The organism is Nocardia fodinahabitans (assembly GCF_052983615.1).
Map to the genome: position 1 here is coordinate 5,043,699 of NZ_JBRJJC010000001.1, position 13,552 is coordinate 5,057,250.

Below are 13,552 nucleotides of genomic sequence, written 5' to 3' on the forward strand. Positions count from 1 at the left end.
GTGTTGGAAGGTGATCTCGGAAAACAGGTATTCGTAGGCCGGGAACGGGGTCGACCCGGCCTTCGCTCATTCGGCGGCGGCGACCGGCTGGGTCGCGGGCCCACCAGCGGTGCCGGGAAAGCGTTTACGGAGCGCGAGCGATACGTAGACCAGGGCGACCAGCACCGGCACCTCGATGAGCGGGCCGACGACACCGGCCAGCGCTTCGCCGGAGGTGGCACCGTAGGTGGCGATCGCCACGGCGATGGCGAGTTCGAAGTTGTTGCCCGCGGCGGTGAAGGCCAGCGTCGTGGTGCGGGCATAGCCCAACCCCATCAGCGCACCGAGCAGGTATCCGCCACCCCACATCACGGCGAAGTACACCAGCAGTGGCAGCGCGATGCGCGCCACATCCCACGGGTGCGAGGTGATCTGCTTGCCCTGCAAGGCGAACAGGATCACGATCGTGAACAGCAGCCCGTACAGGGCCCACGGCCCGATCTTGGGCAGGAACTTCGACTCGTACCAGGCGCGGCCCTTGGCTCGCTCGCCGAAGCGGCGCGTCAGATATCCGGCGACAAGCGGGATCCCGAGGAAGATCAGCACCGATTTGGCGATCTGCCACGGCGAGGTATCGATGTGGGTTTGCTCGAGGCCCAGCCAGCCGGGCAGCACCGACAGATAGAACCAGCCGAGCACAGCGAACATGAACACCTGGAACACCGAGTTCAACGCGACCAGCACCGCCGCGGCCTCGCGGTCACCGCAGGCCAGGTCGTTCCAGATGATGACCATCGCGATGCAGCGCGCCAGGCCGACGATGATCAGGCCGGTGCGGTATTCGGGCAGGTCCGGCAGGAAGATCCAGGCCAGGGCGAACATCAGCGCGGGACCGAGGATCCAGTTCAGCGCCAGCGAGGCGATCATCAGCTTGCGGTCGCCGGTGACGGTGTCGAGGCGGTCGTAGCGGACCTTCGCCAGCACCGGGTACATCATGATCAGCAGGCCGATCGCGATCGGCAGCGAAACCCCGTCGATCTCGACGGCGCCGAGCGCGTCACCGAGTCCGGGGATCATGCGGCCCAGCAGGATTCCGGCGAGCATGGCCGCGCCGATCCACAGCGGCAGGAACCGGTCCAGGGTGGACAGCTTGCCGACGACGGGCGCGTGCTCGGGCGTGGTGGTCGCGCTCACGCTCCCACCGCCGTGGTCTCGGCGATCAGTGTGCTCGACACGCGGGCGAACGCCTCGGGTACGACGCGGTAGTACACCCACGACGCGCGCCGCTCGCTGGTGAGCAGGCCGGCTTCGCGCAGCACCTTGAGGTGATGGGAAATCGTCGGCTGGCTGACCTCGACACCGTCGGAGATATCGCACACGCACGCCTCGCCGCCGGACCGGCTGGCGACCAGCGACAACAACCGCAGGCGCACCGGATCCGACAGCGCCTTGAACACGGCGGCGAGTTCGACGGCCTCGGCGGCGGTCAACGGATCGCGCACGACCGGCTCGGTCTCGCACGCCGTGACCGGCGTGAGGTTCAGCTCGGACTTAGACATTCTTCGATATTGATGTACATCGATTCAGTGCGCAAGCAAACGTCTGGTGAACAGGTGCGTGGGGCGAGGTGAAGCTGGTCACCACCGCTGGCGGTGGTCAGGAATCGGTGGCGCGGCGACGCTCGAGCAGGACGGTGTCGCGCCAGATTCCGTCGAGCTGTGCGATGCGCTCGCGCACACCGACGGTTCGGAATCCCGCCGAGTGATGCAGTGCGATGCTGTCGCGGTTCTCCGGGAAGATCGCGCTCTGCAGAGTCCACAGGCCCGCGTCGTCGGCGGCGACGACCTGGGCGCGCAGCAGTGATGTGCCGATACCGCGGCCGCGCATTCCCTCGGCCACGTAGACCGAGTTCTCGGCCACACCCGCGTAGCAGGCGCGACCCGACACCGGGCTCAAGGTGGCCCAGCCCGCGACAACTCCGTCGGCCTCGGCGATCCAGCGATGATCGGGCAGCCACTGGGCATCCAGGGTGGTCCGATCGGGGACCTCGGTGGCGAACGTCGCCAGTTCGGTGGCGATGCCTTCGCCGTAGATGCGCAACACCGAGTCCCAGTCGTCGTCGCGCATCGCCCGAACCGACACATCGGCGGGCAGGTCGTCGGGGCAGCACGGTCGTGGCGCGAGCAGCCCCATGACGGCGTCGGCCGCGTGGGGGAGGCCCGTGCAGCAGGTCGGGTTGACCGCCACGATCGTCGAGGTTCCGCTCTTGTGCGTGGTGACGAAGCCGACGTCGGCGAGCTTGCGCACGTGATGCGACACCGTCGGCTGGGTGATGTCGAGGGCATCGGTCAGCTCGCGCACCGTGATCCCTGCCGGTCGGGTGGCGACCAGGTGCAGCAGCCGGACCCGGGTCGGGTCGGCCAGGCAGGCGAACCATTCGGCGTAGGTCGTGGCGTCGTCGACGGGCAACGCGTCGACGCGCACGGTGGCTGCGTCGCGTACGACGGGCATGTCCAGAGACGTCATGTTCGCGATTATATCGACGACAATCGATGGTTGCATTCATAGACATTGGTCGATACAGTCTCTTCGCATTAGATCGATGAGTGTCGATGAATGGAGTCTGTGATGACCGATCTGCCTGTCGTCGTCGTAGGAGCCGGCCCCGTGGGCCTGGCAGCAGCCGCGGAACTGCGCGAACGCGGCATGAACGTGGTGGTTCTGGAACGCGGGCCGCGCGCCAGTGCCGCGATCGCGCAGTGGAATCACGTGCGGCTGTTCTCCCGCTGGGCCGAACTGATCGCCCCCGCCGGACGACGCCTGCTCGAGCAGCGCGGCTGGGCCGCTCCCGCCGACGAGGACTACCCGACCGGCCAGGACTGGGTGCGCGACTACCTGGTCCCACTGGCCGAGGCGCTGGGTGCGTCCGTCCGCTACGACACCGAGGTCGTCGGTCTCGCCCGGCGTGGCCGAGACCGGGTCGTGGATGCCGGCCGCGACAGCGAACCGCTGTCGATTCATCTGCGCCGTGCCGACGGAACCGAGGACCGGATCCTGGCGCGCGCGGTGATCGATGCCTCGGGCACCTGGGGGACGCCGAACCCGCTGGGCGGAGAGGGGCTTCCCGCGCTCGGCGAACGCGCTGCCGAGGTGGTGAGCTACCGGGTTCCCGATGTCGAGTCCGCCGAACACGCCGACCGCTACGCCGGGGCGCACACGGTGATCGCGGGCAGCGGACATTCGGCGCTCACCGCGATCGTCGCGCTGTCGCAGGTGGCACGAGAACGGCAGGGAACGCGGCTGACCTGGGTGCTGCGGCGAGGCGCCACCGATGCGACGTTCGGTGGCGGCGAAGCCGATGAACTGCCCGCACGCGGCGCGCTCGGCCTGCGTGCTCGCCAGGCCGTCGAGGACGGACTGCTCGAGGTGGTCACCGGATTCCGCACCGCGGCAATCGAATCCGGCGACGACGGGCGGGTCTCGCTCGTCGCCGACGACGGCCGTCGCATCGACGACATCGACAATGTCGTCGCACTGACCGGCTTCCGGCCCGACCTCGGCTGGCTGTCGGAAGTACGGCTCGACCTGGATCCCGTCCTGCAAGCCCCGGTCCGATTGGCGCCGCTCATCGACCCGAACGTGCACTCCTGCGGCACCGTCTACCCGCACGGCGTCGCCGAACTGACCCACCCCGAACCCGGCGTCTATCTCGCTGGAATGAAGAGCTACGGCCGCGCGCCGACGTTCCTGGCGATGACCGGCTACGAGCAGGTCCGCTCCATCGTCGCCGAACTCGCCGGTGACCACGAATCCGCCGCCAAGGTCGAACTCACGCTGCCCGAGACCGGAGTCTGCGGCGGCGCGGGAGTGTTCGACGATCCCGACGACGCAGCCGCGGGTGGTTGCTGCGGCTCCGCACCCGAAGTACTGACCCTGAGTGTGCCCGCGGTCAGCCGCTGATCCATGGCGACCACCACCATCGCCGCGCAGACCGGGTCCACCGGACCCGGTCTGCGCCGGCGGGTCTTGATCACGTTGTGCTTCACCGAGATCACCAGCTGGGGCATCCTCTATTACGCCTTCCCGGTGCTGTCGGTATCGATCTCGGCCGACACCGGCTGGTCGCTGCCGATGCTCACCGCCGCCTTCTCGCTGGGCCAGCTCGCCGCCGCGCTGACCGGTATCCCGGTCGGGCGCGTCCTGGATCGCATCGGCCCACGCGCCGTCATGACCGCGGGATCGGTTCTCGCGATCCCTGCCCTGATCGTGGTGGCCCTCGCCCCGAATCCGCTGGTGTTCTTCCTCGGCTGGCTCGCCGCCGGGGTCGCCATGGGCGCGGTGCTGTACCCGCCCGCGTTCGCGGCGCTGACCCGCTGGTTCGGGACCGACCACGTCAAGGCTCTGATGATCCTGACGCTGGCCGCGGGGCTGGCCAGCACGGTCTTCGCGCCGCTGACCGCGGCCCTGGTCCAGTGCACCGATTGGCGCGCGACCTATCTCGTCCTCGCCGTCGTGCTGGCGGTCGTGACCGTGCCCGGTCATCTGTTCGGCCTCCGGGGGCCGTGGCCACCCGCACCCCCGCCGATCACGCCGCACGACGACGACCACCGGGCGATCGCTCGCAGCCCCGCGTTCCTGGCCTTGGTGATCGCCCTGAGTCTGGGCGCGTTCGCGGCCTTCGCCGGTGTGTTCAACCTGGTCCCGCTGCTCATCGAACGCGGTTTCTCGCCCTCGCTGGCCGCGTTGACCCTCGGCCTCGGCGGCGCCGGACAAGTCCTGGGCCGCCTCGGCTACCTCCCACTGATGACCCGCACCACCCCCGCAACGCGCATCATCGGCGCCTTCGCCACCACCGCCGTCGCTACCGCACTATTGGGTTGGGTGACAACGGTATTCGCGCTGATCGCGGTGTCGATCGGCGCGGGCCTGATCCGCGGGATCATGACCCTGGTGCAGGCCACCGCGATCACCGACCGCTGGGGCGCGACCCACTACGGCCGCCTCAACGGCCTCCTGTCGGCCCCCGTGGTGATCGTGATGGCGACCGCGCCCTTCGCCGGAACCGCCCTGATGAGCTGGACCGGCACCTGGTCGCGCACCTACCTCGTTCTCGCCCTGATCGCGGCGGTCGCGGCCGTCATCGCCGTCGCCACCATCCCGCGCACTCCCGAACCCGTCGACTCGTCAAGGACCTTGTGATCACCACCTATGACGCGGTGATCGTCGGCGCCACCGCAAAGGCATCTCCACCCACTCCGGACTCGGCTACCTCGGACTCGAACGGCAACGCAGTCTGCCCTCCGCCTCACTACGAGGCGTCGGACGTGACGCGGCGTGGCTCGTCGACCGCCTCGCCACCCAGCCTCTGCGGACTGCGCCTATTCGATAGCGGCGCACCATGATCGGCGGTGCGCCGCTCGATCGGCCGCATCGAGACGACGAGGGTCAAGCGCAGCGGACGTGCCGGGACAAGGCGTCGACACGGGTGGACAGATCGTCGAACGCGAGATCGAAGGCGGCGCCGTCTTCCGCGCCGACCGGGTCGGGAACCGACCAATGCAGCATCGGAACATCGGGCAGTTCCTCGTGTGCGCGGTCGCACACCGTCACCACCAGATCGCCTTCACTCAGCACCTCGTCGAGACGCTGTGGCGCTGCCGATTTCAGCGCCAGCCCGCGCCGCTGCGCGACACCGACCGCGCCCGGGTTGATCCGCACGGCAGGATGGGTGCCCGCCGAGGTTGCCGGGAGCTCGCTGGCCCGACACCACAGGGCTGCCGCCAGTTGGGAGCGCGCCGAGTTCGCCGTGCACACGAACAACACGCGTCGCGCCGACAGCACCGTCGACGCCGACAACGGCGCCAGCGCGTGCGGCAGCAGTCGCACGTAGGTGCGGCGGCGATCACCCTCGGACCGCCGCCGCGTCACGACTCCGGCGTCGGTGAGAGTTTGCAGATGGTGGGCGACGAGGTTCGAGCGCATTCCCAACATCGTCGCCAGGTCCGTGGGGGAGGCGTCGCCCACCGACAACGCGTCGACGATCCGCAGGCGCGCGGGATCGGCCAGCGCGGCATGGACCGCGACCCGCCGCGCCAAGACATCATCATTCCACTCAGCGTTCATTGACTCAATGATGACTGACTAATACTGTGGAATCAAGGACGGACTGTGCAGTCCGCACTCTTCACCGACATCCCGCGGCGACTGTCGCGATCACCTCGTCTCAGGAGCGTTGACCCATGCCCGCCGACTTCGGGATCACCCTGGCCCCCGCCATCACCACCGACCCGCCGGTGCCGACGGTGGTCGACGACGACCGCGTCCACGACGTCGTCATCGTGGGATCCGGGCCGGCAGGATACACCGCCGCCATCTACACCGCCCGCGCCGAACTCGCGCCCTTGGTATTCGAAGGCACCCAATTCGGCGGCGCGCTGATGACGACCACCGAGGTCGAGAACTTCCCAGGCTTCCGCACCGGCATCACCGGCCCCGAACTGATGACCGAAATGCGCGAGCAGGCCCAGCGCTTCGGCGCCGACCTGCGCACCGAGGACGTCGAAGAACTCCACCTGCGCGACCCGATCAAAACCATCGTCGCCGCGGGCGTCCGGTACCGGGCACGGGCGGTGATCCTCGCCATGGGTGCCGCTGCGCGCTACCTCGGCATCCCCGGCGAACAAGAACTGCTCGGCCACGGCGTCAGCGCCTGCGCGACCTGCGACGGCTTCTTCTTCCGCGACCACGACATCGCCGTCATCGGCGGTGGTGACTCCGCGATGGAGGAAGCCATCTTCCTCACCAAGTTCGCGCGCAGCGTCACCGTCATCCACCGCAGCGAAACTTTCCGTGCCTCCCGGATCATGCTCGACCGGGCCCGCCACAACGACAAGATCACTTTCCTTACCGACACCACCGTCGAGCACGTCAACGGCGAAGCCGCCGTCACCAGCCTGACCATCGCCGACGCCACCACCGGCGACACCCGCGAACTGCCCGTCACCGGGGTGTTCGTCGCGATCGGTCACCAGCCACGCAGCGCACTCGTCGCCGACCAGGTCGACCTCGACGACAACGGCTACGTCACTGTCGCGCCCGCCTCGACCGCCACCTCACTGCCCGGCGTCTTCGCCGCGGGAGACCTCGTCGACCACCGGTACCGGCAAGCCATCACCGCCGCCGGATCCGGCTGCGCCGCGGCGATCGACACCGAACGCTGGCTCGCCCACCAGACCGCCGGTCCCGCCGCGAAACCGGCCAGCGTGCTGTTCGTCTGCGTGCGCAACAGCGGCAAATCCCAGATGGCCGCCGCGCTGATGCGACAGACCGCCGGAACCGACATCGAAGTCCACTCCGCCGGAACCGATCCCGGCACCGACCTCAACGCCCTGTCGGTGCGAGTACTCGACGAAGTCGGCGCAGGCACCGCCGGCGAACACCCCAAGCCCATCGACCAGAACCTGTACTCCGGCATCGACCTCGTCGTCGTCCTCGGCCGCGAGGCGAAAGTCCAAGCCCCCGAGGGGGTTCCCGTCCAGACCTGGATCACCGACGAGCCCGCCGACCGGGGCATCGACGGGATCGAACGCATGCGGCTCGTCCGCGACGACATCGCCGCCCGGGTCGCCCAGCTCGCCGAGCGGATCCGGACCGGGTCGACCGTATCGGCATAGGCGATACCGACCGATGGACCCGGCCTGATCGCCGCGCACTCGCCTGAGGAGGGGCGGGTCAGCCGCAGCAGCTCGCGCCGGAGGCGACGGCTTTCTCCTTCGCCTGGCTGCCGCAGCAGGCGCCTTCGGCCTCGGCTTCGGCGGCGGTACCGCAGCACACGTCTACCGCTTCGGCGTCGGTGGGGCTGAGTTCGGGTGCGGTGCCGAAGGTTTCGCTGTCGGCCAGCACGGTGTAGACCTCCCACCGCTCCGCGCCGGGACCGGTCACCCACACCTTGTCCTGGGTGGCGAAGCAACACGTGGTCGCGATCTGCTCCTCGGTGAACAGGCCCGCTTCCGAGAGCCGGGCGATCTCGCCGTGGACCTGCTCGGAGCTTTCGACCTCGACGCCGAGGTGATTGAGGGACCCACCCTGTCCGGCGTTCTCGATCAGCACGAGCTTGAGCGGAGGCTCGGCGATGGCGAAGTTGGCGTAGCCGGGCTTGCGCTTGGCCGGTTCGGTGTTGAACAGAGTCGAGTAGAACTGCACAGCGGTGTCGAGGTCGTCGACATTGAGGGCGAGCTGGATGCGAGACATGATCGAACCTCCACTTGTGTGACATATATCGAAGAACTTCTGCTGCCGAGTCTGCTCACCTTTTCGACATATGTCAATACCGCGGGTAGTCTCGATTTCATGCCCAAGGCACTACCAGTGATCGACATGTCCGCCCCGGTCTGCTGCGCCCCCGTCGCGGCGGGACCGGTCGACGACGCCGCCGCCCTCGAGGTGGCGTTGCGGCTCAAGGCGATCGCCGACCCGGTCCGGGTCAAGCTGCTGTCGCTGCTGCTCACCAGCCCGCAGGGGGAACGCAACGGCGGCGATTTGGCCGCCGAGGTCGGTCTGGGCGAGTCCACCGTCTCCCACCATCTCGGCCAGCTCCGCAAGGCCGGCCTGGTGGAGTCCGAGCGACGTGGGATGAACACCTTCCACCGCGCCCGCCGCGACGCACTGTCCGCGCTGTGCACGGTCCTGGACCCCAACTGCTGCACCTGACCGCGCCGCTCGATGGTCCGGGCGGTATGCCCTGCATCGCGACGCGGGCTCTGTCTCCTCGGACCCTTCTCCAGCGGGTGTGCCAGGCGCTGGTCTCTCGAGCGCGGCCGGGGAGGGGACCCGGGTCGGGCCCTTGGCCCGAAGGCCACGAACCGGCTGTCGCGGCCCCGAACCCGCCTTCTGGCGAGGCCTGGTCAAGTCAGCTGGTCGAGGAACCGGCGGACCTTCGCAGCTTCCTGGCTTCCGGTAGTCGGCAGGCGAAGCAGCGGGAAGTTGTAGCGACGGCAGATCTCGTCTTTCCGTACGTCACGGGCCAGCTGGACCGGGTTCGCTTCATGAGTGCTGAAGCCGTCTACTTCGATGGCGCCCATGTTCTGGTTGGTGATCCGGTTGTAGAGGACGAAGTCGAACGACGCTCGGTGCCGGATGAATTCGCGGTGCTCGTCGTCGAGTCGATCCAGCCTGCGCGGGAATACATTCTGTAGATAGACCTGTGCATGGAATGCCAGATGTCCGTGACCGGATTCGGTGAGCACCCCTTCGAGCATCGTGAGGGCGATGTCCTCGGAATCCCATTTGGTTCGTCCCCATCCGATAGCGGGATGGGTGCGCCGCCGCTCGTTGTATTCGGTGTAGAGCAGATCGAAGATCGACATCACGTCACTGTCGATGACCGCGTTGTGGGGGTCCCGGTACCGGATGTATCCGATCAGGTCGCGCAGGTGTCTGCTCGCGGGTAGCTCGGACGGGTGGGTGACCAGGACGAACAAACGCATTGCCCGGGATACGGCCACGTTGATCAGTTTCGGGTCGTCGGCGAACTCCAGTGCCGCCACGCCGCTGGGCGTGTCGTCGAGGACCGTCGTCATGACGATCGCGTCCTTCTCCCGCCCCTGGAATTTGTGCACGGTGTCGGATTCGATGGACTCGATCAGGGCGTCGGCCACTTTGTTGGCCTGGCGGCGATACGGCGTGGTGACTCCGACTTCGTGTGGTGGGATATCGGCGGTCACCCAGGACATGACGTCGCGTCGGATCACATCGATCTCGCGCTGATTGCTCCGTCCCGGCGACATCGGGTCGTCGTCGCCGTAGGTACGGCGCATGTGGTTGCCCGGAACGGTCCGCACCACACGCATCGAAGCCAGCCCCGGTGTGCTGCGGGTATAAGGGATCAGTTCGTTGTCGTAGAACTTCCGATTGCAGAACTCGATGATGTCGGGATCGCATCGGTAGTGTTCCCGCAGCAGCTGGCGCGGCAGTTCCTCGGGGAAGAGGTCCAGGATCGAGGACAGGATGCTGCGCTGGTAGTCGAAGACGGGATCCGGCGCGGGGGGCGCGTCGGTGAGCTTCTTCGTGACCGGTGGCAGCTGTTCCAGATCACCGACCACGATGACATTGCGCGCGCAGGCCAGGGCCGGGCCCACCGTCACCAGATCGACCTGTGATGCTTCGTCGATGATCAGGTAGTCCAGCAGGGTCGCACGCCCGATGCTGTTCTGCAGCGAATGGCAGGTGCTCAGGATCAGGGGGTAGTCCTGCGCGAACTGCCCGAACTGTTGTCGATATCGAGCGGTGTAGACGGTCCGGGGCAGCGCACCGTAGCGGGTTCGTAGCGCGTCCTCGAGCAGCTGCCGGGACAGCCGCGTCTGGTCGGCCTGCAGCGTGTCGAAGTTTTTGCCCTCCAGGGTCTTGGTCAGTTGCTGAGTCTGCCGCAGGAGTTCTGCGATCTTCTTCTCGTAATACAGCCGCTGAATACGCAGCACTACCTCGGTATCGTCGGCATCGACCTTGCGCAGCGCCCAGTATTTGAAGTACCGATTCATTGTGTCGACCATTCGGCCCCAACCGCTATCGCGGATCCAGCGCGGATCGGTGTCGGCGATGAAGTCGAGCAGTTTGGCCGCGCTGTAGCGACGCAGCAGCGGCAGATCCTCGGCGTCCGGAACCTCGTGCCGGTCGAAGAACGACTGGAAGTGCTGTTGTTCCAGCTGGTATGCGTGCAGTTGTCGACGTAGCAGGGCGCGCTGACGGTCTTGGTCCTGGAGTTCCATCAGGCGCTGGTTCACCTTACCGAGTTCCTCGGCGGCATCGGTAGCCGTGGCCGTGGGGATGGGGACGCGCAGAAGCGCATCGACACCCGCGTTGCGTGGTCCCTGCCTGTCGAAGAATTCCTGCCGCTTCTCGGCTCGTCCCAGATTGGCCGCCACCATCCCGAAGCCTTCCTCGGTCAGTTTCTCGAAGACGTTGTCGACGGCGGAGTTGCTGAAGGACACCACCCCCATCGTCATGCCGGGTCGGCAGATCAGTGAAGCGATGATGTTGAGGATGGTTTGCGTCTTCCCGGTACCGGGTGGCCCATCGATCACCGATATCGGCGAGCGCAACGCATTACGGGCCGCCTCGCTCTGACTGATGTTGGTGCGGAACGGATACACCGGCATCGGCACCTCGTCGTCAGCCCGCGACTCGATCGGCGCCTGCGCGAGAATCCGGGCCAATGCACTGTCGGGGTGAACGAAGTCCAGGTTCTGGTGGTTTCGGCGCAGGACACCGGAGTCGCCGCCCAGCTTCTCGGCCACGGCACGCCAGTAGGCCAGCACATCGCGGGAACGTGGCAGGTCGGCGGCATTCGGCAGCACTTGCACCCGATTCGCGCTGTAGGTGTTCCATCCGCCCCTGTTGTTCGTCACGTGCCACCACGATCCGAACTCCGGCGGGCCGGTGAACAGGTATGCCGCAGTCGCTTCCTGCGGGTACCCGTCGACGAGCAACCGTGCGTGGGGCCCGAGTGATACCAGCGTGGGTTGTTCGAGAATCGCTACTCGCTCCCATCCGAACAGATATTTCTTCGGCATGCCGAAGCGCACTCGGACCCGGTGCGGCTCCGGTTCGTATGCCGTGATCTCCAGGGTCTTGTCCTCGGGGACCCAGTCCTGCCTCCGTCGGATGACAACCGCGACAACCCTTGGATCAACCACCGAACCCCCTCGCCCCAGCTCCCCAGCGGACCATGCTTGATTTCGTACCCGTAGCCTTGTCGTCGGCTCGATACGCACGCAGCGCAAAGGCTACCGGGCGCGGCCGAAAGTCTCTGCCTAGCAGCGGACTTCGCCGAGACCACGTGGATCAGCAGGGTGCCCGCCGCCGCGGCAACTCCTGCTCGGTGCTGTTGACGTCGCTGCTCGAACGCGCCGAGCTGTGCCTGGTCCCGGTGCATTGCTGCTGGGCGTCGACGGGATCAGCGGCCGCTCGCCGTTGAATTCGTCAGTCCTCCAGGCGTTGTCGGAGAGCAACGGTCTCGACACAGATCGTCGCGTCGACCCCGCCGATCGCTACACCGACGCGACCGGCGGTTGGCCTCAGGAGGTCGCCTGCGTAAGTACCTGGAGGACTCGTGGTGCGTAGATGCGGCGTTTGTAGGCGTTCGGGTTCGCCACCCGGAGTATCCCCAGATCGATGAGCTGACCGACGAGCTTGTTCGCTCGGCCGTACGAGATTCCGAGCTCGGCCTCGACTTGGCGCACGGTGAATGATGGGTTCGCGATAGCGAGATCGATCAACGTGTGCGCGCTATCAGCTCGCAATGTCGAGCTTCGTACGACTTCCTTCAACTCGCTCTGGACTCTGACGAGTGCGATCATCTGGCGCCGAGTCGATTCCGCTGCCTCTCGCAGACCTTGCGCGAAGAACCGGATGTAGCTGTCCCAGTCGCCTCGGGTGCTGACCGCGAGGAGCCGGTTGTAGTAATCGTCGCGCCTGGCCTCGAACCATGGTGAGACAGTGAGCGTAGGCTCGGCCAGCACCTGGGTGAGCTGGAGGTGCATGACGATCAGCAGGCGACCGAGTCTGCCGTTGCCGTCGCGAAAGGGATGGAGTGACTCGAACTGGTAGTGCGACATCGCTGCTGCGACGACCGGATCGATCATGGCGGAGTGGTCTTCGCGAATCCAGTCGACGAGGTCCTGGACGCCGATGCTCAAGCTGTCGTCGGGCGGTGGTGGGATGAACCGTGCGGCGTGCACTGGCGCCATCCCAGGGGTTGCGTCCGCTCTGCGGCCGATCACGACCTGTCGGTCGCGGATCCGGCCGGACTCCGACTCCAGCGCAGTCTGTCGCATCAGAATGCCTTGAAGACTGCTGAGCAGGGACGTGGTTACTGGACGGTCGTCGGAGATCCAGGAGAACGCGTAGTTGGCCATACGTACGTAGTTGAGGATCTCCGTGAGTTCGGCACTTGCCGGAGCCTCTTCGTCGGCGGTCAGCACCTCGGCGAGCGGCGCGTAGGTTCCCTCCAGTGCGGATGTGCTCTGCGCTTCGCGACGCAGCGTCGGTAGCCGGAGAAGTTGCGGGTTCGGTAGCTGGGCGGCTGTGCTGTCGAGCGCAGCCAGAGCGGCTCGCGCTGCGGTCGTTGCGAGAATGGTGGGAACGCTCAGCTCCGGCATGACAGCGGGGAGTGGTGCCGCGACGAACGCTTTGTGCTTCCAGTCACCGAAGACTGGATCTGTGCCCCAGATGTCGACGAGAGATCCGGTTTCGCTGCTGAGGAACATACTGAGGTCCACAATGTCACTCTATAGGCACTTCAGTGACATAGCTGCTTCGATCATGTCACTTTGAGGCAAGTGATTCAGTGGACCTCGACGCTGGTCCCCGCCGGCACTGCTGCCGGTGCCGGACACCGGCGCCAACCAGCGGTATCCCTCGGAATCGAGTAGTCCGATGCCACTCGTCGGCAGATTCGGTGTGTCTGTGCCCGTTGCGGTCATCCTGTCCACTCCGTGTGCGAGTGCACTCGAACGCGGAGGGCCCTGATCTGGCCCGAAAGCCAGGAATCTGTGCGCGAGAGGGGACTTGAACCCCT

11 protein-coding genes are annotated in these 13,552 nt (G+C 66.7%); 4 read left to right on the forward strand and 7 right to left on the reverse strand.

All coding sequences use genetic code 11. The features are described from left to right. Window positions 1-66: 66 nt before the first annotated feature. The 3 genes from arsB to NV348_RS23460 form a co-directional block, all read right to left on the reverse strand. The gene (gene arsB / locus NV348_RS23450) at window positions 67-1,173 is read right to left on the reverse strand and encodes an ACR3 family arsenite efflux transporter (RefSeq protein WP_447148836.1); all 1,107 of its coding nucleotides are present in this window, start codon (window positions 1,171-1,173) and stop codon (window positions 67-69) included. Next, window positions 1,170-1,538: an ArsR/SmtB family transcription factor gene (locus NV348_RS23455; RefSeq protein WP_447148837.1), complete on the reverse strand. Its 369-nt coding sequence runs from the start codon at window positions 1,536-1,538 to the stop codon at window positions 1,170-1,172. The genes arsB and NV348_RS23455 overlap by 4 nt, the downstream gene beginning before the upstream one ends. 97 nt (window positions 1,539-1,635) lie before the next feature. Continuing rightward, the gene (locus NV348_RS23460; protein ID WP_447148838.1) at window positions 1,636-2,505 is read right to left on the reverse strand and encodes a helix-turn-helix domain-containing GNAT family N-acetyltransferase; all 870 of its coding nucleotides are present in this window, start codon (window positions 2,503-2,505) and stop codon (window positions 1,636-1,638) included. A 102-nt stretch (window positions 2,506-2,607) separates the two neighbouring features. Here NV348_RS23460 and NV348_RS23465 point away from each other — a divergent pair, with 102 nt between their 5' ends. Next, window positions 2,608-3,939, forward strand: coding sequence for an FAD-dependent oxidoreductase (locus NV348_RS23465; RefSeq protein WP_447148839.1), 1,332 nt, complete (start codon window positions 2,608-2,610; stop codon window positions 3,937-3,939). Window positions 3,940-3,942: 3 nt separating this feature from the next. Further along, entirely contained in the window at window positions 3,943-5,178 is a 1,236-nt protein-coding gene (locus NV348_RS23470; protein ID WP_447148840.1) for an MFS transporter, read from the forward strand. 246 nt (window positions 5,179-5,424) lie between these two features. Here the strand turns inward: NV348_RS23470 and NV348_RS23475 are convergent, their stop codons facing one another. Beyond that, entirely contained in the window at window positions 5,425-6,102 is a 678-nt protein-coding gene (locus NV348_RS23475; RefSeq protein ID WP_447148841.1) for an arsenate reductase/protein-tyrosine-phosphatase family protein, read from the reverse strand. Window positions 6,103-6,218: 116 nt separating this feature from the next. Here NV348_RS23475 and trxB point away from each other — a divergent pair, with 116 nt between their 5' ends. Next, window positions 6,219-7,652 (forward strand): thioredoxin-disulfide reductase, encoded by a 1,434-nt coding sequence (gene trxB, locus NV348_RS23480; RefSeq protein WP_495885074.1) that lies wholly within the window; start codon window positions 6,219-6,221, stop codon window positions 7,650-7,652. 58 nt (window positions 7,653-7,710) lie between these two features. Here trxB and NV348_RS23490 read toward each other — a convergent pair whose 3' ends face one another. Further along, a complete protein-coding gene (locus NV348_RS23490; RefSeq protein WP_447148842.1) occupies window positions 7,711-8,229 on the reverse strand; it encodes an ArsI/CadI family heavy metal resistance metalloenzyme in 519 nt (172 codons plus the stop codon). A 99-nt stretch (window positions 8,230-8,328) separates the two neighbouring features. Between NV348_RS23490 and NV348_RS23495 the strand changes: the two genes are divergently transcribed. After that, on the forward strand, window positions 8,329-8,688 hold the full coding sequence (locus tag NV348_RS23495; protein WP_447148843.1) for an Rv2640c family ArsR-like transcriptional regulator: 360 nt from the start codon (window positions 8,329-8,331) through the stop codon (window positions 8,686-8,688). Between the two features lie 194 nt (window positions 8,689-8,882). On the opposite strand, the gene NV348_RS23500 is transcribed toward NV348_RS23495, so the two are convergent. Next, the gene (locus NV348_RS23500) at window positions 8,883-11,669 is read right to left on the reverse strand and encodes an AAA domain-containing protein (RefSeq protein WP_447148844.1); all 2,787 of its coding nucleotides are present in this window, start codon (window positions 11,667-11,669) and stop codon (window positions 8,883-8,885) included. 381 nt (window positions 11,670-12,050) lie between these two features. Next, the gene (locus NV348_RS23505) at window positions 12,051-13,253 is read right to left on the reverse strand and encodes a Fic family protein (protein ID WP_447148845.1); all 1,203 of its coding nucleotides are present in this window, start codon (window positions 13,251-13,253) and stop codon (window positions 12,051-12,053) included. Between the last annotated feature and the right edge of the window lie 299 nt (window positions 13,254-13,552).